23 protein-coding genes are annotated in these 21,812 nt (G+C 64.1%); 6 read left to right on the forward strand and 17 right to left on the reverse strand.

Annotation, left to right across the window (positions count from 1 at the left end; all coding sequences use genetic code 11):
- Positions 1-2: 2 nt before the first annotated feature.
- Positions 3-485, reverse strand: a complete 483-nt coding sequence (locus AB0N72_RS08645) for a cupin domain-containing protein (RefSeq protein WP_363932136.1) — start codon at positions 483-485, stop codon at positions 3-5.
- A 25-nt stretch (positions 486-510) separates the two neighbouring features.
- Entirely contained in the window at positions 511-1,347 is an 837-nt protein-coding gene (locus AB0N72_RS08650) for a fumarylacetoacetate hydrolase family protein (protein ID WP_363932137.1), read from the reverse strand.
- Positions 1,348-1,482: 135 nt separating this feature from the next.
- Here AB0N72_RS08650 and AB0N72_RS08655 point away from each other — a divergent pair, with 135 nt between their 5' ends.
- The 3 genes from AB0N72_RS08655 (at position 1,483) to AB0N72_RS08665 (ending at position 2,775) form a co-directional block, all read left to right on the forward strand.
- Complete coding sequence (locus AB0N72_RS08655; RefSeq protein WP_363932138.1) at positions 1,483-1,881, forward strand: RidA family protein; 399 nt, start codon at positions 1,483-1,485, stop codon at positions 1,879-1,881.
- Between the two features lie 101 nt (positions 1,882-1,982).
- On the forward strand, positions 1,983-2,363 hold the full coding sequence (locus tag AB0N72_RS08660) for a VOC family protein (RefSeq protein WP_363932139.1): 381 nt from the start codon (positions 1,983-1,985) through the stop codon (positions 2,361-2,363).
- A gap of 67 nt (positions 2,364-2,430) precedes the next feature.
- On the forward strand, positions 2,431-2,775 hold the full coding sequence (locus tag AB0N72_RS08665; protein WP_363932140.1) for a DUF1801 domain-containing protein: 345 nt from the start codon (positions 2,431-2,433) through the stop codon (positions 2,773-2,775).
- Between the two features lie 50 nt (positions 2,776-2,825).
- Here the strand turns inward: AB0N72_RS08665 and AB0N72_RS08670 are convergent, their stop codons facing one another.
- The 12 genes from AB0N72_RS08670 to AB0N72_RS08725 all read right to left on the reverse strand — a co-directional run bounded on the left by AB0N72_RS08670 (position 2,826) and on the right by AB0N72_RS08725 (position 14,264).
- Positions 2,826-3,623: an IclR family transcriptional regulator C-terminal domain-containing protein gene (locus tag AB0N72_RS08670; RefSeq protein ID WP_363932141.1), complete on the reverse strand. Its 798-nt coding sequence runs from the start codon at positions 3,621-3,623 to the stop codon at positions 2,826-2,828.
- 30 nt (positions 3,624-3,653) lie between these two features.
- On the reverse strand, positions 3,654-4,322 hold the full coding sequence (locus tag AB0N72_RS08675) for a 3-oxoacid CoA-transferase subunit B (RefSeq protein WP_363932142.1): 669 nt from the start codon (positions 4,320-4,322) through the stop codon (positions 3,654-3,656).
- Between the two features lie 2 nt (positions 4,323-4,324).
- Positions 4,325-5,032, reverse strand: a complete 708-nt coding sequence (locus AB0N72_RS08680; RefSeq protein WP_363932143.1) for a 3-oxoacid CoA-transferase subunit A — start codon at positions 5,030-5,032, stop codon at positions 4,325-4,327.
- A 4-nt stretch (positions 5,033-5,036) separates the two neighbouring features.
- Positions 5,037-6,257 (reverse strand): thiolase family protein, encoded by a 1,221-nt coding sequence (locus tag AB0N72_RS08685; protein ID WP_363932144.1) that lies wholly within the window; start codon positions 6,255-6,257, stop codon positions 5,037-5,039.
- Positions 6,258-6,333: 76 nt separating this feature from the next.
- Positions 6,334-6,762, reverse strand: a complete 429-nt coding sequence (gene pcaC, locus AB0N72_RS08690; protein WP_363932146.1) for a 4-carboxymuconolactone decarboxylase — start codon at positions 6,760-6,762, stop codon at positions 6,334-6,336.
- The gene (locus AB0N72_RS08695) at positions 6,759-7,574 is read right to left on the reverse strand and encodes an alpha/beta fold hydrolase (RefSeq protein ID WP_363932147.1); all 816 of its coding nucleotides are present in this window, start codon (positions 7,572-7,574) and stop codon (positions 6,759-6,761) included. The genes pcaC and AB0N72_RS08695 overlap by 4 nt, the downstream gene beginning before the upstream one ends.
- Positions 7,567-8,985, reverse strand: a complete 1,419-nt coding sequence (locus tag AB0N72_RS08700; RefSeq protein WP_363932148.1) for a lyase family protein — start codon at positions 8,983-8,985, stop codon at positions 7,567-7,569. The genes AB0N72_RS08695 and AB0N72_RS08700 overlap by 8 nt, the downstream gene beginning before the upstream one ends.
- On the reverse strand, positions 8,982-9,566 hold the full coding sequence (gene pcaG / locus AB0N72_RS08705; protein ID WP_363932149.1) for a protocatechuate 3,4-dioxygenase subunit alpha: 585 nt from the start codon (positions 9,564-9,566) through the stop codon (positions 8,982-8,984). Before pcaG ends, AB0N72_RS08700 begins: the two co-directional genes overlap by 4 nt.
- A 4-nt stretch (positions 9,567-9,570) precedes the next feature.
- Positions 9,571-10,440 carry a protocatechuate 3,4-dioxygenase subunit beta gene (gene pcaH / locus AB0N72_RS08710; protein WP_363932150.1) on the reverse strand — a complete coding sequence of 290 codons (870 nt, stop codon included), beginning with the start codon at positions 10,438-10,440 and terminating at the stop codon, positions 9,571-9,573.
- A 54-nt stretch (positions 10,441-10,494) separates the two neighbouring features.
- A complete protein-coding gene (locus AB0N72_RS08715) occupies positions 10,495-12,363 on the reverse strand; it encodes a TIM barrel protein (RefSeq protein ID WP_363932151.1) in 1,869 nt (622 codons plus the stop codon).
- Positions 12,363-13,280: a shikimate dehydrogenase gene (locus AB0N72_RS08720; protein WP_363932152.1), complete on the reverse strand. Its 918-nt coding sequence runs from the start codon at positions 13,278-13,280 to the stop codon at positions 12,363-12,365. Before AB0N72_RS08720 ends, AB0N72_RS08715 begins: the two co-directional genes overlap by 1 nt.
- 213 nt (positions 13,281-13,493) lie before the next feature.
- Positions 13,494-14,264: an IclR family transcriptional regulator gene (locus tag AB0N72_RS08725; protein WP_363932153.1), complete on the reverse strand. Its 771-nt coding sequence runs from the start codon at positions 14,262-14,264 to the stop codon at positions 13,494-13,496.
- A gap of 205 nt (positions 14,265-14,469) precedes the next feature.
- Here AB0N72_RS08725 and AB0N72_RS08730 point away from each other — a divergent pair, with 205 nt between their 5' ends.
- Positions 14,470-15,789, forward strand: coding sequence for an MFS transporter (locus AB0N72_RS08730; RefSeq protein WP_363932154.1), 1,320 nt, complete (start codon positions 14,470-14,472; stop codon positions 15,787-15,789).
- A gap of 46 nt (positions 15,790-15,835) precedes the next feature.
- Here AB0N72_RS08730 and AB0N72_RS08735 read toward each other — a convergent pair whose 3' ends face one another.
- Positions 15,836-18,574 carry a VCBS repeat-containing protein gene (locus tag AB0N72_RS08735; RefSeq protein WP_363932155.1) on the reverse strand — a complete coding sequence of 913 codons (2,739 nt, stop codon included), beginning with the start codon at positions 18,572-18,574 and terminating at the stop codon, positions 15,836-15,838.
- 240 nt (positions 18,575-18,814) lie between these two features.
- On the opposite strand from AB0N72_RS08735, the gene AB0N72_RS08740 reads away from it, so the two are divergent.
- The gene (locus AB0N72_RS08740; protein WP_363932156.1) at positions 18,815-19,054 is read left to right on the forward strand and encodes a hypothetical protein; all 240 of its coding nucleotides are present in this window, start codon (positions 18,815-18,817) and stop codon (positions 19,052-19,054) included.
- Between the two features lie 56 nt (positions 19,055-19,110).
- Here the strand turns inward: AB0N72_RS08740 and AB0N72_RS08745 are convergent, their stop codons facing one another.
- Entirely contained in the window at positions 19,111-19,398 is a 288-nt protein-coding gene (locus tag AB0N72_RS08745) for a MoaD/ThiS family protein (protein WP_159707990.1), read from the reverse strand.
- 7 nt (positions 19,399-19,405) lie between these two features.
- Positions 19,406-20,575, reverse strand: a complete 1,170-nt coding sequence (locus AB0N72_RS08750; protein WP_363932157.1) for an exo-alpha-sialidase — start codon at positions 20,573-20,575, stop codon at positions 19,406-19,408.
- A 316-nt stretch (positions 20,576-20,891) separates the two neighbouring features.
- Between AB0N72_RS08750 and AB0N72_RS08755 the strand changes: the two genes are divergently transcribed.
- A complete protein-coding gene (locus tag AB0N72_RS08755) occupies positions 20,892-21,794 on the forward strand; it encodes a LysR substrate-binding domain-containing protein (RefSeq protein ID WP_363932158.1) in 903 nt (300 codons plus the stop codon).
- Positions 21,795-21,812: the final 18 nt, after the last annotated feature.

Here is a 21,812-nt window from a genome sequence, read left to right on the forward strand (position 1 = left end):
GCCTACGCCCTGCGGTAATCGGCCAGGGTCTCATCCGGAACGTCTTCCAGGTTGACCACGAGGTTTTCAGGGGTGCGGGCGGTCAGCCAGACGAGGTCTTCGGTGACGGACATGTTGGCCTCCACGTGGGGCATGAACGGGGGCACGAAAACCCAGTCGCCGGCCTTCATGTCCAGGAACTCCGAGTAGTTCTCGCCGAAGTAGATCCGGCCATGGCCGCGGAGCACGTAGCCTCCGGTCTCAGCTTCCCCGTGGTGGTGCGGGAGCGAGCGGTAGCCTGGCGTGTTGGACACCTGGCCGAACCAGATCTTGGTTGCCGGGGTGTGTTGGATGCTGACGCCCGAGACGCGGACGCAGTCTCCGGACTGCATGGTGTTGGTGTCTTCCTCGCCCGCACGGGTAACTACGGGAACAACCTTGCCATCAGGCTGGGCGTAGATGGAGTTGTCGCCTTCGAGGACGTATTCGGTGGTGCTCTGGCTCATTGCTCTCTCCTTTGTAGGGGCGGGTTCAGGCGGATGCGTGTACTGGGGTGTGGATACGGAAACGGTTCTCCAAGCGGCCGATCCCGTCAATTTCGGTGGTGAGGACGTCCCCTTCCTTGAGGAAGCGCGGCGGCGTCATGCCCATGCCAACTCCCCCTGGCGTTCCCGTCAGCACGAGGTCGCCGGGACGCAGGACGGTGAACTGGGAGATGTAGGCCAGCAACTGCGCCGGGCCGAACACCAACGTGCTGGTGTTTCCCTCCTGGACGAGTTCGCCGTTGACGTAGCCGCGGACATCAAAGTGATCTCCGGCCTCATCGGCTGTGACCATGACCGGGCCAACCGGAGTGGTGCGATCCCAGGCTTTGCCTTGGAACCACTGCAGGGTCCGGTTCTGCCAGTCGCGCATGGAGACGTCGTTGGCGACCGTGTACCCGGCGATCGCTTCGCGGGCCTGGTCCTCGTCGGCGCGGTACAGCTCGGAACCCACGACGACGGCCAGCTCGGCTTCCCAGTCGACGCGCTGGCTGCCGTGGACCTCCACGGCATCGTTGGCACCGAGCAGGGTATCTGCGTACTTGGCGAACAAGGTGGGGTATTCCGGGAGTTCCCTGCCCATTTCCTGGATGTGGTCGCCGTAGTTCAGGCCGCAGCAGATGACCTTCCCGGCCTGTGGCAGGAGGGGCGCGAAGTCGGGGTCGGTGATGACGTCCCCGTTGGCTTCTGCCACGATGGCCATCCAGTTGGGTTGGCCCAGGAGTGCGCCAACATCACTGGCCGGGAGCGTGCGGTAAGTGGCGTCGCCCGTGGCGATTGCCGCCGTCGTACCTCCGCTGGCCGTTCGCAAGGTGGCGAGTTTCATTGCGTTTCCCTTCAGGTTTTTGGATGTGTCGACTTTTTTACGATCGTCACATATGCTCAACGTAGCACGGCGGAAATGATCTGCACAGAGGCTTCCCAAAAGTTTTTGCAGTTGCCACAACCGAGGAGGAACAGCATGAGCCACACAACAATCAACCCGGAGTCGCTGGCCAAACCATCTGGCTACGCGCACGGAATCCTGGCCGGCAACACGGTCTTCCTGGGCGGCCAGACGGCCCTGGACAAGAACATGAACATCGTTCCCGGCGGAATCGTGGAGCAGTTCAGGCAGGCGTTCACCAACGTCCTCACCACGCTGCGTGAGGCCGGCGGCGAACCGGAAGACCTGGTGAATGTGACCATCTACCTCACCGACGTGGACGACTACATGGCCAACGGCCGCGAAATCGGGCGCATTTGGCGCGAAATGGCTGGTTCGCAGTACCCCGCGATGGCGGGCATCGGTGTCACACGGCTGTGGCAGAAAGAGGCCCTGATCGAAATCCAGGGCATCGCGGTAATTCCGGAGCGCTAAGAGCTGCGGAAGCTATTTCCGCAGCCGCAGTTCGGTTCCATAATGGCCCTGAGGGTGTCAGAACCCTGTCGCCCTCAAGCTGGCGAACAAAAGGAACCATCATGCTAAAGGATCTGGAGATCATGTCCGTCCTCGCCGCGAAGGACATCAACCGGGCGAAGGACTTCTATCGGGACAAGCTGGGACTTGAGCCTTCCGACACCATGGAGGATGACAGCCTGTTCTACCGATGCGGCAAGGGTACCGGCTTTTTGATTTATCAGACTGAGAACGCCGGTTCGGCCAAGAACACCCAGATGGGCTGGGAAACCGACAACCTGGAAGGGGAGATGGAGGAGCTGCGTGGCCGCGGCGTGGTCTTTGAGGACTACGATTTCCCGGGGCTGAAGACGGAGAACGGCGTGGCGAGCAACGAGTGGGGAAAGTCCGCTTGGTTCCTGGACAGTGAGGGCAACATCCTCAATCTCTCGCAGCGCGCGTAGCATTCCGGCGCGTTCAACGGCGGCGGCCCTGTACACAAACTCCCGGCTGGTGGCGCACCATATCCCTATGGGAACCGTCACCGAATACTTGGAGAGCGTCACAGGGCCGAACCGCGGAGCACTGGAACGAATCGTTGAAATTGCCCGTGAGCTTGCCCCGGACGCAGAAGAAGGCACCAGCTATGGCATGCCCGCCCTGCTGGTCGACGGCAAGGGCCTGGTGAGCGTGCTCGAAACGAAGAAACACTTGGCCCTGTATCCGTTCAGCGGCCAGATCCTGCCCGAGATGTCGGAGGAGCTTGGCGGATACTCATGGTCTCCGGGGACTTTGAGGTTTTCGGTGGACAATCCCGTGCCGGACTCGCTCGTGCGCCGGATCCTCGAGACCCGGCTGGCGGCGATCCGGAAATAGCTCCGCGCCCTGTCCGGGTCATTGCTTGTCCGGATCAGTACCTGTCCACGTCAGTGCTTGGCGGAGACGTCCTGGGAGATCGCGTTTGCTGTTGCCATCACAGCTTCCCGCACTGAGTCAAGGTAGCCTTCCGGCTGCGCCGCTACCGCCTGCGCCTGCAGGGACACGTTGATAGCCGCCACGTTGTCGCCGTTGTTGTGGTTCCATACCGGGGCCGCGATGGACATCAGGCCGATCTCCAGTTCCTGGTCCAGCAGGCACCAACCTTGCGCACGGACACGCTCGACGGCGGCCCTCAACTCGGGAACGCTGGCGACGGTTCGCGGCGTGAGCGCCTTGAGTTCCGCCGTCGAGAGATAAGACTCAAGCTTGGCCTGCGGCAACCCTGCGAGCAGGACCCGGCCCATCGACGTCGCATAGGCCGGGAAGCGGGTGCCTACCGTGATCCCGACGTTCATGATGCGCTTGGTGGCGACACGGGCCACGTAGAAGATGTCCTGCCCGTCGAGGACAGCCGCTGACGTGGACTCCCCCAGCTTCAGGCTGAGCTGCTCCAAGTGCGGCTGGGCGAGCTGGGGCAGGGAGAGTGCGGACAGGTAGGAGTACCCCAGCTGCAGCACCTTGGCCGTGAGCGCGAAGGTCTTGCCGTCGGTGCGGACATAGCCGAGCTCAACCAGCGTATGCAGGAACCTCCGGGCGGTGGCCCTTGTCAGGTCCGTGCGGGCGGCCACTTCGCTGAGGGTCATGACCGGGTTGTTCGCGTCGAACGCCCGGATCACAGCCAGCCCCCGGGCCAACGACTGCACGTACTGGTCGCTGGCCTGCGGGGTAACTGCGGAGTCGGTCATGGTTACCAATCCTAAAGTGCGCTGCCGGGCCTACTCTGCGCGCTTCAGGGGCAAGGGAACGAGCTCCTGGATTTCCTCGAACGTGCACCCGAAGGTTTCCCTGACTGTGACGCCCTCGGGACCAGTGAGGAACACGGCCTTGTCGGTGTAAACACGGGTCACGCAGCCGACGCCGGTCAGGGGGTAGGTGCACTGCTCAACCAGCTTCGACGCACCCTCGCGGGTCAGCAGGGTCATCATCACGAACACGTCCTTGGCGCCGGTGGCCAGGTCCATGGCACCCCCGACGGCGGGGATCGCCTCGGGTGCCCCGGTGTGCCAGTTGGCGAGATCACCTGTGGCAGAGACCTGGAAGGCACCTAGCACGCAGATGTCCAGGTGCCCGCCGCGCATGATCGCGAACGAGTCCGCGTGGTGGAAGTAGGAGGCCCCGGGGAGCTCGGTGACGGGGATCTTGCCCGCGTTGATGAGGTCACCGTCGATCTCGTCGCCTTCTGCGGCGGGTCCCATGCCGAGCATCCCGTTCTCCGTGTGGAGGGTGATGTTCTGGTCCTCGGTGAGGTAGTTGGACACCAGCGTGGGCTGTCCGATGCCCAGGTTCACGAAGGAGCCGGGCGCGATGTCCCGGGCCACCAGCTGGGCGAGTTCGTCGCGCCCGAGGGGCTTTTCGGAGGTTTGGATGCTTGTCTGCGTGCCCATGCTCAGGCCACCTTTCCGTTCTGACCAAGCGCTGCGCCGGCCGCTGAAGCGGAGTCAACCCGGACCACGCTGTTGACGTAAATCCCAGGCGTCACCACGTTCTCCGGATCGAGCGATCCGGTGGGCACGATCTCGGAAACCTGCACGATGGTGTGCTTGGCCGCGGCGGCCATGATGGGTCCGAAGTTCCGGGCGGTTTTCCGGTACACGAGGTTGCCCTTGCCATCGGCCTTCAGTGCTTTGATCAGGGCGACGTCGGCATGGATCGGCGTTTCGAACACCTGCCACTTCCCATCGAGGAAGCGGGTTTCCTTGCCTTCGGCCAGTGTGGTGCCGTAACCGGTGGGCGTAAAGAAGCCACCGATACCGGCACCAGCCGCCCGGATGCGCTCGGCGAGGTTGCCCTGCGGCACGAGCTCCAGCTCGATCTCGCCGGCGTGGTACTTGGCATCGAAGTGCCAGGAATCGGACTGCCGTGGGAAGGAACAGATCATTTTCCGCACCCGGCCCTCCTTGATCAGCAGCGCGAGGCCCTGGTCACCTTGGCCGGCGTTGTTATTCACTACGGTCAGGTCCTTCGCGCCGCAATCCATCAGGGCGTCGATGAGCTCGAACGGCTGCCCGGCGTTGCCGAAACCGCCGATCATCACCGTGGAACCGTCTTTGATCCCGGCCACGGCCTCGCCAACAGTGTCAATGAAATTCAACATGGCCTTAGGCTCCTTCCGAGACACCAGCAGAGACGTTTTCCAGAACAACAGCCAGGCCTTGCCCCACGCCGATGCAGATCGCCGCGACGCCCCAACGCTGCCCGGAAGCCTGCAGGGAACGGGCCAAAGTGCCCAGGATGCGCGTACCGGAAGCACCGAGCGGGTGGCCCATCGCGATCGCACCACCGTGCTGGTTCACGATTCCGGGGTCGATCCCCCACGCGTCGATGCACGCCAGCGATTGCGCGGCGAACGCTTCATTAAGTTCGACGGCGCCAACCTGGTCCCAGCCGATGCCCGCCTTCGCGAGGGCCTTGTGGGCGGCCTCCACCGGGGCGAACCCGAAGAACTGGGGATCGTTGCCGTGCGCGCCCCTGCCGGCGATGCGGGCCAACGGCTCCAGCCCGAGAATCGAAGAAGCAGCCTCGGAACCGATCCACGCAGCCGAAGCACCATCAGACAAAGGCGAGGCGTTCCCGGCGGTGACAGTACCGCCGTCGGGCCCGTCAGCCTCAGGACGGAATACTGTCTTCAACCCGGCAAGCTTCTCCGCCGAAGAACCGGCCCGGATGCCCTCGTCACGGACCAGGTCCGTCCCCGGAACCGCAGTGACCAGGTTGTCGTAGAAGCCTTCGTTCCAAGCGGCATCGGCCAGGTTGTGCGAGTCGGCCGAAAAAGCATCCTGGCGCTCACGGGTGATCCCGTACTTCTCGCGCAGCCGTTCGGTGGCCTCGCCCAGGGAAATGGTCCAGTCCTTGTTCATGGCCGGGTTCACCAGGCGCCAACCGAGCGTGGTGGAAGCCAGGGTCATGTCCCCGGCCGGGTAGGGCTTGGACGTCTTCGGCAGCACCCAGGGCGCGCGGGACATGGACTCGGCGCCGCCCACCAGCATGAGATCGGCGTCTCCGGCGTTGATCTGGCGCGACGCGATGATCGCAGCGTCCAACGACGAACCGCAGAGACGGTTCACAGTGGTTCCCGGGATGGAAACGGGCAGTCCAGCGAGCAGTGTGGCCATGCGGGCAACGTTGCGGTTTTCCTCACCGGCACCGTTCGCGTTGCCGAAGACAACCTCGTCGATTCGCTCAACGTCCAGCCCCGGCGCCCGCTTCACGGATTCCCGGACCACGTGGGCAGCAAGGTCATCCGGGCGGACAGCAGCAAGCCCGGAGCCGAACTTGCCAAAGGGCGTGCGCACGGCGTCGTACACGTATGCCTGATTCATGGGTTTCTCTTTCTGCTTGCCCAACTGGGTCGCACTTGAGGTCGTTTTGAGCGCTGAAAACGACCTGATCTGCGACCTAGTTGGGTTGGTTGGCGTCGATTTCTGCGAAGACCTTCTGGGCCGTCTTGAAAGCCGAGTTGGCCGACGGAACACTGCAATAGATCGCGGTCTGCAGCAGGATTTCCTTGATTTCGTCCCTGCTCAGGCCGTTGTTGAGGGCTGCCCGGACGTGCATGGCGAGCTCCTCCCAGTGGCCCTGCGCCACCAGCGCCGTGAGGGTGACCGCAGAACGCATCTGCCGGCTCAGGCCGGGCCGCGTCCAGATGCCACCCCAGGCGATCCTGGTGATCATGTCCTGGTAGTCCTCGGTAAAGGAATCCTTGTTTGCGTTCGCCCGGTCCACATGCGCGTCACCGAGCACTTCACGGCGGACCACCATGCCGGCGTCGTAAATTTCCTGTGCAGTGGCCTCGGGCTGCACGGCGCCATTGTGTTCCGTACTCACAGTCCGTTCTCCTTCATGAAGTTCCGCATCAAACCAGCCACGACGGCGGGCGCCTCCGCGGGCGCAAGGTGCCCCACGCCGTCGAGCGCTTCCGCCACGGCAAAGGTGCCGCCCGCCCGGACACCCGAGACGATCTCCCCGGCAACCGACGGCGGCGCAACAGTATCCTCGACGCCGGCAATTGCCTGAGTGGGGACGGTGATGCTGCCGAGCTGCTCGCGGACGTCAAAGGCGGCGAGGGCTTCACAGCAGAACGAGTAGCTGAAGCGGTCGGCGTCGCGGAGGGCGTGCAGGAGGCGGCTGCTGATCTCCGGCTGGCGGTCCATGAATCCCTTGGCGAACCAGCGCTCGGCCGAGCCCTGGATCATCACCGGCGTGCCGAGTTTGCGGACAGTTTCCGCGCGCTCCAGCCAGCCTTCGGGGGTGCCGAGCTTCGCGCCGCTGCACTGCACCGACAGGCTCCGGAGCCGGTCGCCGTGCTTGATGCCGAGCTGCAGGCCCGTGGCCCCGCCCAAGGAGACCCCCGCGTAGTGGAACCGGGCCGCTGTACTCCCTGCCGGGACGACAGAATCAACAAGATCGACGACGGCGTCAGCCAGTTCCGCGACATCGAAACCTTCCGTGGCGGCGGGCGAGATGCCGTGGCCCGGGAGGTCCCAGCCGATGACGTCGTACTCGTCGCCAAGGAGGGCAGCAGTCTCGGTCCACAGCACGGTGGAGGTACCCAACGATGGGCCCACCACCAGTAGCGGCCGGACTCCCAATTCACGCTGCGGGGACAGCAACACGGCCTTGACGGTTGGCTTAGCCACGGGGGGCTCCCTTCCTTGAAGAGGTGAATTCCGGGTAGGCGGCGAGGATGCGGCGGCTGATCTCCGCGGCTTCACCGAGGTAGCTCGCGGGATCCAGCAAGGCGTCGAGCTCATCCTCGGACAGCTTGTCCGCCGGGACGGCCTCGCGCAGAAGCTTGCGGTATGTGTCCGCCTGCTGGTCCGCGGGTGCCTTGAGGGTTTCGTCGACGACGGCCTGCAGCTTTTGCTTCCCGTCCCCACGCAGGAGGGGGGCGACGGCGGCCGACACACCTTCGCTGAGGAGCAGCGGCCCCGAGATCCCGAGGTTCCGGCGCATCGCCTCGGGGAGCACCCGCAGGCCTTCGGTGAGCTCCCTGAGTTGGAGGGCGGCACCGAGCGCGAGGGCCAGCAACCGACGCAGGGCCGGCCATTCGGTGTGCCAGGCGCCATCGGGCCGTTCGTCGTTGAAGTTACCGGCGGCCGAGTGGAGCTGGGACGCCAGAGCCGGAGCCTGGAGTGCTGCACTGCGGATGAGCACGGAGAGCACTGGGTTCTGCTTCTGCGGCATGGCCGAGGAAACGCCGCGTCCTGCAGCGAGCGGCTCGCCGAGTTCTCCTACCTCGGGACGACTCAGGAACACGACGTCGGCGGCGATCTTGCCGAACGCATCCAGCAGGGAAGCCAGGGAATCACCAAGGGAAGTGACCGCCAGGCGGTTGGTGTGCCACGGAGCAATTGCCGGCGCAAGGCCCAACTTGGAGGCCAGCGAATCCGCCAAAGTGAACGGCGTGGAAGCAGCGCCCGCAGTCAGCTTGGACCCCGAGGCCAACGTTCCGCTGGCGCCGCCGAACTGCACCGGCAACTCCAGCGCAGCCAGCCTCGACGCCGCCGCGGCCACTCCCTGGAACCATTGCGCAGCCCGCAGGCCAAAGGTGTACGGAAGAGCATGCTGCGTCAGGCTCCTGCCGACGCACAGCGTGTCCGCATGCTGTTCCGCCAAGGTGGCGAGCGCCGTCGTCGTGCCTTCGACCTCAACCAGCAACGCCGAAACGGTGCGGCTGGCCAGCAGCATGAGCGCGGAATCGAGGACGTCCTGGCTGGTGAGCGAGGTGTGGACGGCTTTCCCGGCACCCAGAGCTTCAACGTCCAATTCGCGGACTCGCGAACGGAGGTCTCCCAGCAGCGGAATCACCGGGTTTCCACCGCCCTGGGCACGTTCGGCGATCGAGGCGACGTCGTAGGTGCCGGGGTCGGCGGCTTCGGCCACCACAGCGGCGGATCCGGCCGGAACCAGTTCCGCATCCTCGAGGACAACGGCCCAAGCAGCTTCGACGTCGAGGATGGCCGCGATCACGGCATGGTCGCCTGTCAGCGCGGTCACCACGGACGACGCCGTGACGGGGCTGAGGAGGCCGAAGTCGCCGTCGGTCATGGCGTTGCCGGATCCAGCGAGCCGTCCTGCTGGAAGTCCAGGAACACGGTCTCCTCGCCACCCTGCAGCCGGATGTCCCAGGTGAGGCCGCCGTCGGGATCCCGGCGTGCGATCAGGGTCTTGCGTCGCTCGGGGTCGAGGGAGCTCAACAGCGGATCGTTGGACAGCGCTTCCTCGTTGTCCGGCAGGTACACGCGGGTGAAGAGGCGGTTCATGAGGCCACGGGCGAAGACAGCCACGGAGATAAAGGGTGCGGCTCCCGGCTTGAGCGGGCCGGGGTTGACGGTGGTGAAGGTGTAGACGCCGGAGTTGCCAACAGAGCTGCGGCCCCAGCCGGTGAAGGTGTAGCCGTCGCGGACCAAGGATCCTGTGCGCTGGACGATCTTGCCTTCGGAGTCCGGCTGCCAGATTTCGAGGATGGCGTCCGGGATGGTGTTGCCTGCGCCGTCGTAAACGGTGCCTTGGAGGCGGATGCTGCCGGGGCTGCCCGGGGCAAGGAGCTCGTTGTCTTTGTTGAACGGGAGGGCGTAGCCGTAGAAGGGGCCTACGGTTTGGCCTGGTGTGGGTGCCAGCTTGGTCATGTGCTTACTCCTCGTCCCCGGCGTCGCCGTATGCTTCGTTTTCCGTCCAGGTCCGCTTGGAACCGGTCAGGATGATGTCCCACTTGTAGCCGAGGGCCCATTCGGGGCTCGTGAGTTCGTGGTCGTACTGGGCCACAAGGCGGTCGCGCGCGTCCTGGTCCACGATCGACTGGTAGATGGGATCCAGCGGGAAGAGTTGGTCCCCCGGGAAGTACATCTGGGTGACGATCCGCTGCGTGAACTCCGAGCCGAACATGGAGAAGTGGATGTGGGCCGGCCGCCACGCGTTCAGGTGGTTTTTCCACGGGTACGCGCCGGGCTTGATGGTGGTGAAGGAGTAGGAGCCGTCGGCGCCGGTGATGCAACGCCCGACGCCGGTGAAGTTGGGGTCGAGCGGCGCGGGGTGCTGGTCGCGCTTGTGGATGTAGCGGCCGGAGGCGTTGGCCTGCCAGATTTCCACGAGCTGCCCGGCCACCGGTCGGCCGTCGCCGTCCAGCACGCGGCCCGCGACGATGATGCGTTCGCCCTGCGGCTCACCGTTGTGCTGGATGGTCAGGTCAGACTCCAGCGCGTGCACGTCCTGATGACCGAAGGCGGGCGAGTAGAGCTCGATCGTTTCCGGGTCGGCGTGGTGGAGGCTCTTGGTGGGGTGGCGCAGGATGGAGCTCCGGTATGGCGCGTAGTCCAGGCGGGGCATCGTTTCAGGAGCCTTGCCGTCCTTCAACGCCTGGGCGTACTTGTTGCCGATCGCTTTGATCTCTGCACTGAGGTCCGCCTGCGTCTCAACCTTCTTGGCATCGTGCGCGGCGTGCGGTTCAGCTGGCGGCACGAGTTCCTCGGTTTCGAGAGCTTGCGCGGTGTGGTCTTGCGGCACAGCCGGCTCCTTTCTGTGGGTCCTTTGTCAGCTTCTCTGTCAGGTTTCGGGCGGCTATGCCCGGTGAAGCGAGTCGTATTGAACGGCGTGGCGGACTGGTGCGTTGGGCGCGCCGTAGCCGTCGTAGTTGCCCCGGCGTTCCACCATCTCGAAGAACACACTGCCCACTGTGGCGGTGTAGAAGTGGAGGAATTCGCCGTTGGCGTCCCGGTCGTACAGGAGGTTGAGCTCCTTGAGGGTAGCCAGGAATCCGGGTTCAAGATCGAACCGCGCATCCAGGTCCTCGTAGTGATTGGCCGGAATCTGCAGGAACTCAAGGCCGCGTTCTTTGGCCGCACGGGCCGTTTCGACGAGGTCATCCACGGCGAAGGCGATGTGTTCCTGGTACGTCTTGCGGGCATTTTGTGCCTGCTGGACCGGCGCCAGGTTCAGCACCAGCCTCACTGCGCCGTTGCTGGTTTCCATGACCTGCGAGCGCACCAGGCCGCTGGGGCTCGGGACCTCCGCGAATGGCTGGGGTTCCAGGGCGAGGGCGCTGGTGTAGAAGAGGACGGCTTCGTCGAAGTGCTGCCATGGCTGGGCCAGGTTGACGTGGTCAATCACGGCAGTTTGCTGTGCGCGTGGGTGTTCCAGCCCCTCCCCGAACTCGTGCGTCCAGGCGGCGGTTCCGTCGGGGCTGCCCTGGCACAGGAAAATCTCCGTGGAGTCAGGGGCGGAGATGCCCTGGAATACTTCCTCGTCCGCCTGGACCTTTCGGGCGACCACAGGGGCCTTGAGTTGCTGGGCGCGGGCGGAGGCAATCACTGGAGAGTCGACGTCGAACCCTAACGCGGCGATGGCCGGTTCCGTATGGGAGGCGGCTTGTTCGTTGATGATGACGCGGGCCTGGCCCATGGTCCAGAGCTGGACGTCCTTGGTGCGGTGGCGGCCTTCGAATTCGAAGCCGAGCTGGCCCAGGAGCTTCTCGAGCTGCACGGTGTCGTCGGCTTTGACCTCGGCGAAGTTGAAGCCTGCGGGCTCGTTCACCTTGGGCAGCGTGGCCAGTTCCATGGGATAACGACGGCGGCCGGCGGCTTGGTTGCCCCCGGTTCCTGCGGTGTTGCCCGCCAGCCATTTGGCGCTCTGTTCCTCGAGCCAAATGAGCGAACGCATGGCATCCACGGCCGTCCGCTCCACATCCGACTGCCGGAAGACGTCGTTGAACACCTCAAGCGACACCGGCCCGGTGTAGCCGGCGCGGACAACGTGGCCCATGAACTTTGCCAGCTCGAACTGTCCCTCCCCGGGGAAAACGCGGTAGTGGCGGCTCCAGGAGAGCACGTCCATGGAGAGCTTGGGGGCGTCGGCAACCTGGACGAAGAAGATCTTGTCCGCGTTGATGTCCTCGATCGGCGCGGTGTCCCAGTCGCGGGAGAGGATGTGGAAAGAGTCCAGGCAGGTGCCGAGGTTGGGGTGGTCCACCATCTCCACCAGCCGGTAGGCGTGCTCGTAGTCGTTGACGTACTTGCCCCAGGCGAGGGCCTCGTACGCGACCCTCACGCCGTGGTCCCCTGCCAACTCGGCAAGTTCGGCCAGCTGTTGTGCCCGCAAACCGTCGTCGTCGATGGTTGCCGTGGCCACGTTGGAGCAGACCAGGATGGTGTCCATGCCCAAGCGTGACATGAGCTTGAACTTGGCCTCAGCGCGCTTGAGGTTTGCCTTCAGCAGGTCCGGACTGACGCCGTCGAAATCGCGGAAAGGCTGGTAGAGGTCCAGGCCCAAGCCGAGATCGGCGGCTGTTTTCCGGATGTCCTCGGGGCTCAGCGAGGAAGTGACAAGGTCCTGCTCGAAGATCTCGATGCCGTCGAAGCCCGCGATCGCGCAGGCCTGCATCTTTTCCATCAGGGTGCCGGACAGGCAGACGGTTGCGATTCCGGTGCGCATCAGTGAGCCGCCTTTGCGAGGGTGCCATCGGAGAGTGCGGCTGCCGCGTCCTCCAGGGCGATCAACTCCAGGAAGTGCGCCCGCATGCGGTCGCGGTCGGCGTCCCTTCCGGTGAAGAGCTTGAAAGCGTCGGCCGCCTGGCCTACTGCCATGCGACCGCCGTCGAGGACGTCGCAACCCTTGGCGCGCGCCTCGCGAACCAGTTGCGTCTCGATGGGGCGATAGACGATGTCCGCTACCCAGTGGCGCGGCTCGACCAGCCCGATATCCAGCGGAAGCCCGGGGTGGGCGGCCATGCCGATCGGGGTGCAGTGCACCAGGCCGTCGGCGAGGGGCATGACTTCGCTGAGTTCCGCAGGCGTGCGCGGCGTGACGGTGGCTTCGGGGAAGAGTCCGCCGAGTTCCGCGGCGCGCTCGGCGGCCCGCGCGGCATCCATATCCACGAGGTCCAGGGTTTTGACCCCCGCCTTCAACTGCGCGTATGCGACGGCGGAACCCGCACCACCGGCGCCCAACTGGACCACTCGGTCCAGCTTCGCCTTCGGAAGTCCGTCGCCCAATGCCGAGCCGAAGCCGGAGAAGTCGGTGTTGTGGCCGATGAACCGGCCGTCCTGGATCAGGACCGTATTTACGGCACCCAGGCGAGCGGCGTCGTCGGAAATTTCATCAAGGTGCCCCAGCACCAACTGCTTGCATGGGTGTGTGATGTTCAGGCCGTTGAAGCCCATGCGCCGGGCTGCGGTGAGGAGGTCCCCGACGGCGGTGGCCGGCAGGGCGAGTTCCAGCAGGTCGATGGGGCGGTACAGCAAGCGAAGGCCCTGCACGTCGGCTTCGCGTTCATGCATGGGCGGCGTGAGCGAGGGCATGACGCCTTCGCCAACGAGGCCCACCAGAACGGACTCGGCTCGGTTGCTCATCCTAAAGCTCCTTTGACTTCGGCAAGGCGCGGGGTGTTTCTGGGACTCCGCGTTGCCGGGTGTTAGTTAGGTTACTACAAGTGTTCATATTCCGCACGCTTGTTCTTATCGCGAACAATCACGGACGGGCCGTGCGTTGCGGGGCCTGCTCCGCACCCTTTGCCTTGCGTTTAGCATGCACATCGGGCCTCACAACGGAGCCGGCCGACGAGGTCATCGCTGGGGCAAGCGGGCCGCGAGTTCAGCCGCGGCTTCCTGCAGCGTGGGCACGTGGGCGATGAGTTCCTCCATGGTGAGGCGGAAGACCGGCACGGCTGTGGCAAGTGAGGCGAAAGCGTGGCCCTGGGAATTCAGGACCGGTACAGCGACGGCGCGCATGCCGATCTCGTTTTCCTCATCCATCACGGCGTACCCCTGCCGGCGGACCTGTTCGATTTCCGCGCGGAAGGCATCGCGGTCGGTAATGGAGTGCTCGGTCAGCGGATCCAGGGGTAGATCCTCTACGAGGCGCTTCCGCTCGGCATCCTCCTCGAAAGCAACCAGGGCCTTTCCCACCGACGTCGTATGCAGCGCCCCGAGATGGCCGGGGTCGCTGGTGACGCGGAAAGTCTTGGGGCCATCCACCTTGTTGACCGTGAGGTGGTGGTCGCCGTCGCGGACAGACAGGATCGTGGCCTCATGGGTGCTGTCAGTGACCCGCTGCAGGACCGGCAACGCGGTGGCGGCAAAGCCGTGGTGGTTGGATACCCGCTGCCCCAGCTGGAAGACGCGCAATCCGAGGTGGTAGCGGCGGCCGTCAGGCTCATAGTCAACGAATCCGTCGCGGGTCAGTGAGCCCAGCAGACGGTAGGTGGTGCTGAACGGCAGCCCCGCACTCCGCGCCAGATCAGCCGCACTGGCGCCCTTGGGCTCGTTTCCCAGCAATACCAACAGGCCAAGGGCCTTGCCGACCATGTCGGTCTTTGTGTCCTCTTTCACACTCATAACCCGATGCTCTCACATAGTGAGAGCTATTTCTAGATGGTGGTGATAGCTCTTGACAAGTGACCGCACTCACAGTCATCATTGCTGTATTACGCAAGTAGCTCTCACCATGTGGTTACTTTCCGAGGGATTGACCGGCCGCACCTCGCTTGGGTCTCCCGCTGTAGCTCTATCCGCGACATCGTCGTCACAGAAGGAACACCCAATGAGCCAAACAATGCCGTCAGCGACGCCAGGCATCTCCGAAACCGCAGGGACACCCAAGAAAGCAGCGCTTGCCAGCTTCCTGGGCAGCGCCGTGGAGTATTACGACTTCTTCATCTTCGGCTCCGCCGCGGCCCTGATCTTCCCCCACGTCTTCTTCCCGGACGCCGACACCAACGCGGCCGTCATGTCCTTCGCGACGTTCGGTTTTGCGTACCTCGCCCGCCCCATCGGCGCGGCATTCCTGGGCCACTTCGGGGACAGGATCGGCCGGCAAAAAGTCCTCATGTTCACCTTGGTCCTCATGGGCGCTTCCACTTTCGTGATCGGCTGCCTCCCGGACTTCAAGACCATCGGCTGGGGCGCACCGATCCTTCTGGTGCTCGCCCGTCTTTGCCAGGGCTTGTCAGCTGCCGGTGAGCAAGCAGGCGCATCGTCCATGACGCTGGAGCACGCTCCGGACAACCGCCGTTCCTTCTTCACCTCGTGGACCCTCACGGGAACGCAGGGCGGCCAGATCCTGGCGGCGCTCGTCTTCATTCCCGTGGTGGCACTGCCGGACGAGATCAAGTACGGCATCGGCTGGCGCATTCCGTTCTGGCTCAGCGCTGTGGTGGTGCTCGTGGCTTTCTTCATCCGGCGCACCCTGCACGAGCCGCCGGCCTTCGCCGAAGCACAAAAGAACAACCAGATTGCCAAGCTCCCCATCGCCGACCTGCTCAAGAACCACTGGCAGGACGTCCTCCGGGTGATCTGCTGCGCCTTCATTGCTGCAGTCAGCACGGTTTTCGGCACCTTGGCCATCAAATACGCCCAGGATGTTGCCCACGTGAACAGCACCATCACGCTATGGCTGGTGGTGGTAGCCAACGCGGTGGCCCTCGGCACCCAGCCGTTGTTCGGCAAGCTCGCGGACAAGATCGGCCGGAAGCCCGTGTTCATCTACGGAGCCGTAGCCAGCGCCATCATGACGCCGTTCTTCTTCCTGAGCTTCGAATCCGGTTCCACGCCGCTGATGTTCGCCGCCGCCATCGTGTATTTCTCCTTTGGCTACGCTGCAGCCAACGCGGTTTGGCCGTCGTTCTACGGTGAGATGTTCAGCACCAAGGTCCGCTTCTCCGGCCTCGCCATCGGTACGCAGCTCGGCTTCCTCGCAGCAGGCTTCGCCCCGACCATCGTCACCGCCATCGGCGGCACCAAGCCCGGTGGATGGGTTCCTGTCTCGATCTTTACCGCCGTGGTCTGCCTCATTGCGGTCATCTCAGCCTCCACGGCCCGTGAATCAGCAAAGGTCCCGACGGCGGAACTCGGCCTGCGCTAGCACCTCGCCTTCGCGGCGCTCCAGCCTGGTGCTGGAGCGTCGCGGACTAGCGGGGATCCAGCACCACGGACTGGAAACTTCCCTGGCCCGTACCCGTGTACAGGAAGAGCGCACCGTTTCCGGCAACACCCACCACGGACGGATTGCCCGTTCCGGTGAAAGCAGAGCCAAGAGCCGCGAACGAAGTGAGGTTGTTCCAACCGGACCCCACGGCAACACGCGCCAGGAATCCCCCGCTGCCATTTCCGGGGTAAAGCCACAAGGTCCCGTCAGTTCCCCGGGCCATGATGTCCTCCCGGCCGTCGCCGTTGAAGTCACCGCCCTGAACTACGGAGTCGAAGACGTCCCATCCGGTGCCGATCTGTTTCCACGGAAGGAAACCGCCCGCGCCGTTCCCCGGGTAGAGCCACAAAGAACCGTTGGCGGCGCGTGCCACAAGATCAGCTTTGCCGTCACCGTTGAAGTCGCCCGGTGCGAGCAGCTCATTGAAACCCTGCCAGCCCACGCCGATCTGCTTGCGGGGAAGGAACTGCCCATGGCCATCAGCGGGGTACAACCACAGCACCCCGTCAGCGGACCTCGCCACCAGGTCCGGGTGGCCATCGCCGTCGAAATCACCGGCGCTGAGTACCGAATTGAACACTGACCAGCCGGAGCCGATCTGGACCCTCGGCAGGAAGCCGCCGGAACCGTTCCCCGGATAAAGCCACAACGCGCCGTCAGTACCGCGGGCCAGGATGTCCGCGACAGCATCGCCGTCGAAATCTCCTGCTTCCCAAACCTCGCTGAACTGGTTCCAGCCGGCGCCGATAACCAGGCGATCGGCAAAACCCGAGCCGTTGCCGGGATAGAGGCGCATGGACCCGGCAGACGTCACCGTCAGGACGTCCGACTTCGTGTCACCCGTAAAGTCCTGTCCGCTCACGATGTCGCCCACCGTGTTCCAACCGCTCCCGAGTGCGACGCGCGGCACGAAGGCACCCCATCCATTGCTGGGGTACAGGTAGAGAGTGCCGTCGCTGGTCCGAGCAAGCAGCCCGGCCCCGGCGCCACCAAAGGAGCCATCAGAGGTGATGCTGGTGAAACCGTTCCAGCCCGAGCCGATCTGCGACCATGCACGGAAGCCGCCCTGGCCGTCGCTGGGGTATAGCCAAAGGGTGCCATCCGGCTTGGTCGCCATGACGTCGAGGCGGGCGTCGCCGTCGAAATCTCCCACGCCGATGATGTTCGTGAAGCCCTGCCAGCCGGATCCGATTTGCCGCTTGGCGAGGAAGCCGCCGTTTCCGTCGCCCGGGTACAGCCAGAGGACACCGTCGCTGGTGCGCGCCAGGATGTCGCTTCGTCCGTCACCGTCGAAATCCGCAAGGCCGGTCATGGCATCGAAAATGTTCCATCCAGTGCCAATTCTGCGCGGGTTATCAAGCCTGTTGCCGGGCAGGCCCGCATAGAGCATCAGGGAGCCGTCGGACTCACGGGAGAGGACATCGGCGAGCCCGTCGCCGTCGAAATCACCCGCGGAGAAACGAATCTTGGCTGTAAGGCGCGAATCGGCAGTGATGGTGATGGTGGCCGATGTCGACGACACCGAGTTCATGGTGACCTGCGTGCCGGTGTACGTGGTGAAAGTGCTGCCGGCCTGCCAAGCGTGGTTGCTGGCGTACCAAGGGTCGGAGAACGGCTTGGTGGAGGGCATGAGGATCAAGGAAGAAGCAATGGTGGCTCCACCGCGCTGGGCGATCTTGACGCCCATGTTTCCGGGCTTGCCGGCGGTGCCCAGGTAATTGTCATAGCCGGCCGGTTCCCGGAGTTCCAGGTAATAGACCTCATTGCTGACGGGATCGGTAAATTTGACGGCCCGCTGCGCTTCCGTGCCGCCCCATGGCTTGAGCGTGTAACTCTTGGAGCCTGTCGCGACGCCGACATCCCGGATCTCATCACCGCGGCCAAGTCCCGCATAGTCCCAGAACGTGGAACTGACCACCGGCAACGAATACTGCGCAGCGCCCATGATGTCCGTTGTGTCGCCGTACTCGCGGATATAGCAGGACGGATCCGTGAATTGGCCATTGCTGTTGACCCCGACGTCGGACACCCCGCTCCCGCACTGCAGTGCGTCAGCGTGCATCAGGCCGATGACGTGCCCGAACTCGTGGCTCATCACGTTGTTGGTGAAGTTGCTGATCTGTGGCAGGAGCACGCGACCGCTGTAGCTGCCGCTGCTGTAGCCGGCGCCGAGGGCGTTGCCCGACAATGTGGACGTCGGAATGAAAATCACCAACGCCGTATAGGGGCTGGCGGTCCAGTTCAGCTCACCTGTGATGGTGGAGATGATGGTGCTGTAGCTGTCCGTGGACCGGGCTTTGGATTGGTGCCCGGCAACCTCACTGGCCACTGTCATGGACAGTTTGTTGGCCGTCATGGCTTTCCAGTAGTTGCTGGTGGACACCACGGCCTTCTCGGCGTCCGCCATGGAGACCGGATTGGTGTTGTCCGCCAGCTTCGCAGTGACCAGCTTGATGCTGATGTTGCCGCCCGGACCAACTGCCGCCGCACCGTCACGGAGCAAGGATTCGACGCCGGCCTTGCCCTTGGTGGGTTGCTTGGCGTCCGGAATCGGCGTTTCGAACACATGCTCCGAATGCGGCGTGCCCTCAACGAATTGGACGTTCGGATTATCGGGTCCGGGAAGCGGAACGGCCGTGGCAGGGGCCTGGACAAAAAACAGGCCGGTGGCAAACACCACCAAGCCTGTGGACAGCGCGATCGATCGCCGTAAAACACCCATTGGATCTCCCGGGAGGACGGAGCCTGTGATTGCTGTAGAACTCAGTAACCGAGATCAGGCTACAACCGCTTGGGCATTGGCCTGGGGAAACACGCGCCCCCGCAACGCGCAAATCGAAGAAACGAAACCATCCCGGAATGCTAACCGGACCCTAACCACGCCGAAATACCGTGGCAACAATGCCCCGCCACACTGGAATAGCCGGCAAGTGCAGGCACCAGCTCCAGCCAGGAGGACACAATGCTTAAGGAAGCCACAACAACCCACACAACACGAATACGCGCAATCAGCCAGCTCCACCGCGGAGACGAAATCGAGGCCCGCCTTTCGGTAGGACCCGCCTACGATGACGTGGTGATACGCCGCGGACGCGTCCAGGAAACGGCCCCGGGGATCGGCGTCGTCTGGATCATGGATTATGCCTCCGGGATGAGGAAAGCCATCAATACCGACGAATGCAGTGTTTGGCGCGTCGCCTGAGCATTCTCTCCTTGGACGCTCGCTCCTTGAGACCCAGGCTGGACGCCCAACACCCCTCAGCCGCCGGCTACGGACTGGACGATCAAAACCTCCTGGCCTGCTGCTACTTCCGTATCCAGACCCTTCAAGCGCCGGACCTCATCACCGTTCACGTAAATATTCACGAAACGGCGGAGGGCTCCGGTTTCATCACGCAAACGCCTGGCCAACACCGGATAATCTCCGGTCACCGAGTCCAATAACTGTCCGACGGTCACAGCACCGTCGGCGGACGCAGTCAGATAGGACTGTCCGCCGACCAGGGGCTGCAGGACACCAGGCAACAGGACCGTAAAGTCAGCCACAACGGACCTAACCGGGTACCGGGGCGCTGGCTGCCGCCGACTCCGCGGTCACGCTCCCACTGGGGCTGCCAATCACGACGGCGGCACGCACGCAGAGCACGTCCGGCAGGTGCGAGGCCACTTCGCTAAAGGTCTCGCCCTCGTCGGCGCTGGCGTAAACGGAGCCACCGCGGGTTCCGAAGTACACCCCTACCGGTTCGGCAGTGTCAACGGATGCTGCGTCCCGGAGGACTGCGTTGTATTCGTGATCCGGCAGGCCCGTGTGCAGCTCCTTCCAGGTCGCTCCGGCGTCGTCCGTCCGGTGGACGCTGAGCTTGCTGCCTGGCGGGATGCGTTCACCGTCAGCCTTGAGCGGAATGACCCAGGCCGTCCCTTCGCGGCGCGGATGCGTCAGCATGACGAAACCGAAGTCGGCAGGCAGACCCTCCGCGATGGAGTCCCAGTTCTCGCCGTTATCGTCCGTCCGGTAGACGCCGTGATGGTTCTGTGCGTACAGGCGGCCTTCTACTGCGGCGTCGGCGGCGATCTTGTGGACGCACTGGCCGAACTCGGGGTTGGGATCGGGCATGAAGTAGGCCGAGATGCCCTTGTTGCGTGGCTCCCAGGAGGTTCCGCCGTCGAGTGATCTGTAGACGCCGCCCGTGCTCATGGCGATGTGGACCTTCTCGCCGGACGGATCCACCACAATCGAGTGTGCCGCCGCCCCGCCATAGCCGGCACCCCACTCACTGCGGTGGGGGTGGTCCCACAGTCCGCGGTTAAGCTCGAAGTGCTCGCCGCCGTCCGTGGATTTCCACACCGAAATCGGCTCGCAACCGGCCCACACCACCCCGGGGCGCGAGTCGGCATCAGGATAGATCTGCCAAACACGCTCCAGTGCGGCATCGGTGCCGTCCGGAAATTTGATGGCGCCTTGCTCGGGCTCGGTCCATGTGGCACCGAGGTCGTCTGAATGTGCCACGGTGGGTCCCCAGTGCTCTGACCGTACGCCCACCAGGATCCGTGTTGTGCCGTTCCGCGTATCAATCCCGATGCTGGGTATCTCGCTCATCAGGAAGTGCGGGCCGGAGAGGGACCAGTCTTTTCGGTCGGGGCTGGTGGCCAGCCACAAGCCTTTCTTGGTCCCGATCGCCAGGACATAACTCTCTGCGGTATCTGCGGTTGCCATGAGTCCCATCGAACCATCGCGGGGTGGGCAGGGCAATGGGTTTTAAGGCGCTATGTGGATAACAAGCAGGTGGTCATTGCCGGCGGCGCCATGCGCACCATGCTGCACGAGCGGGTTCTCTCGCTTGAGGACGATTTCCGGGACCGCGTTGTGTGACACTTAGCAGCGGTGGCCGGACCGAGACCACCGGCGGCACCATGTCCCGGCGCCGTGGCTGCGCGAGATGATCCCCTCGATGAGCAGGGCCGGGCCACTCTGGGATTCGTCCACCCCTACACGTCCTAGCGGGTATGCGGTTAAGTAGAGCTAAACCGAAGGAGGCCCCGTGCTCGACATCCGCCGTCTGCAGATCCTGAAGACCCTGGAGCTTGAAGGCACCATGACAGCGGCCGCCACAAAGCTGCACATGACCACTTCCGCCGTCAGCCAGCAATTGGCGGTGCTGGAAAAGGAAGCCGGGCTTGCCTTGCTGGTCCGGGCGGGCCGGAAGGTCCGGCTCACGGAGGCGGGCGCGCTGCTGGTGGAGCACTTCACGCGCATTGCCTCTGAGGTTGAAGCCGCTGAGGCCACGCTGAAGAAGTTCCAAACGGACGTCCGCGGACGCTTGGCCATCAGCGCCTTTCCGAGTTTCTGCAGCACGGTTCTTCCATCCGCGGTGATGTCCCTGCAAGCGGCCTATCCGCGGCTTGACGTGACGATATCTGACCTCGAACCATTCGAGAGCGTATCCCAACTCCGAGCGGGAAACATTGACATCGCCGTGGTGGACGACCTGCACGAGATCCAGGACGAGGGGCTGGTGAAAACCATCCTGGCCCGCGACGAGATCATTCTTGTCCTTCCCCGCGACCGGCCTGTCCCGGAAGCCGGCACACCAGTGGCACTCGCGGACTACGCCCACGAAAGCTGGGTCCTGGACCAGGAAGGCAGTGTCTTTGAACAGTTCGTCCTCCAGACCTGCCGGGACGCAGGCTTCACCCCCAAGGTCATCGCCAATTGCCGGAACCTCATGGCCACCTTGGGCCTGGTCCGCGGCGGGTTGGGCGTTGCCCTGATGAGTGAACTCAATCTGGGCCGCGAAACGGAAGACCTCCTGGTGCGCCGCGTCGATCCCAGCTGCGGCCGCAACATCATCGTCCTGTACCGTGCGGCGAGCCAGGCCGCGCCGGCCATTGCCGCCGTCCTTGAAGAACTCAGGCTGGCCACCGGGAAGCGACCCACCGCGTAATCGTTAAGCGGAGCTTGA

Origin of the sequence: Paenarthrobacter sp. NPDC089307 (genome assembly GCF_040685055.1) — a bacterium.
GTDB lineage: Bacteria > Actinomycetota > Actinomycetes > Actinomycetales > Micrococcaceae > Arthrobacter.

What these genes read in the sequence shown, in the direction of transcription:
- AB0N72_RS08675 (WP_363932142.1), bottom strand. Translation starts at nt 4,322, where the DNA reads ATGGGCACGCAGACAAGCATCCAAACCTCCGAAAAGCCCCTCGGGCGC.
- AB0N72_RS08730 (WP_363932154.1), top strand. Translation starts at nt 14,470, where the DNA reads ATGAGCCAAACAATGCCGTCAGCGACGCCAGGCATCTCCGAAACCGCA.
- AB0N72_RS08680 (WP_363932143.1), bottom strand. Translation starts at nt 5,032, where the DNA reads ATGTTGAATTTCATTGACACTGTTGGCGAGGCCGTGGCCGGGATCAAA.
- AB0N72_RS08750 (WP_363932157.1), bottom strand. Translation starts at nt 20,575, where the DNA reads ATGGGACTCATGGCAACCGCAGATACCGCAGAGAGTTATGTCCTGGCG.
- AB0N72_RS08650 (WP_363932137.1), bottom strand. Translation starts at nt 1,347, where the DNA reads ATGAAACTCGCCACCTTGCGAACGGCCAGCGGAGGTACGACGGCGGCA.
- AB0N72_RS08700 (WP_363932148.1), bottom strand. Translation starts at nt 8,985, where the DNA reads ATGACCGACGGCGACTTCGGCCTCCTCAGCCCCGTCACGGCGTCGTCC.
- AB0N72_RS08720 (WP_363932152.1), bottom strand. Translation starts at nt 13,280, where the DNA reads ATGAGCAACCGAGCCGAGTCCGTTCTGGTGGGCCTCGTTGGCGAAGGC.
- pcaG (WP_363932149.1), bottom strand. Translation starts at nt 9,566, where the DNA reads ATGACCAAGCTGGCACCCACACCAGGCCAAACCGTAGGCCCCTTCTAC.
- AB0N72_RS08670 (WP_363932141.1), bottom strand. Translation starts at nt 3,623, where the DNA reads ATGACCGACTCCGCAGTTACCCCGCAGGCCAGCGACCAGTACGTGCAG.
- AB0N72_RS08655 (WP_363932138.1), top strand. Translation starts at nt 1,483, where the DNA reads ATGAGCCACACAACAATCAACCCGGAGTCGCTGGCCAAACCATCTGGC.
- AB0N72_RS08715 (WP_363932151.1), bottom strand. Translation starts at nt 12,363, where the DNA reads ATGCGCACCGGAATCGCAACCGTCTGCCTGTCCGGCACCCTGATGGAA.
- AB0N72_RS08740 (WP_363932156.1), top strand. Translation starts at nt 18,815, where the DNA reads ATGCTTAAGGAAGCCACAACAACCCACACAACACGAATACGCGCAATC.
- AB0N72_RS08735 (WP_363932155.1), bottom strand. Translation starts at nt 18,574, where the DNA reads ATGGGTGTTTTACGGCGATCGATCGCGCTGTCCACAGGCTTGGTGGTG.
- AB0N72_RS08685 (WP_363932144.1), bottom strand. Translation starts at nt 6,257, where the DNA reads ATGAATCAGGCATACGTGTACGACGCCGTGCGCACGCCCTTTGGCAAG.
- AB0N72_RS08665 (WP_363932140.1), top strand. Translation starts at nt 2,431, where the DNA reads ATGGGAACCGTCACCGAATACTTGGAGAGCGTCACAGGGCCGAACCGC.
- AB0N72_RS08660 (WP_363932139.1), top strand. Translation starts at nt 1,983, where the DNA reads ATGCTAAAGGATCTGGAGATCATGTCCGTCCTCGCCGCGAAGGACATC.
- AB0N72_RS08645 (WP_363932136.1), bottom strand. Translation starts at nt 485, where the DNA reads ATGAGCCAGAGCACCACCGAATACGTCCTCGAAGGCGACAACTCCATC.
- AB0N72_RS08725 (WP_363932153.1), bottom strand. Translation starts at nt 14,264, where the DNA reads ATGAGTGTGAAAGAGGACACAAAGACCGACATGGTCGGCAAGGCCCTT.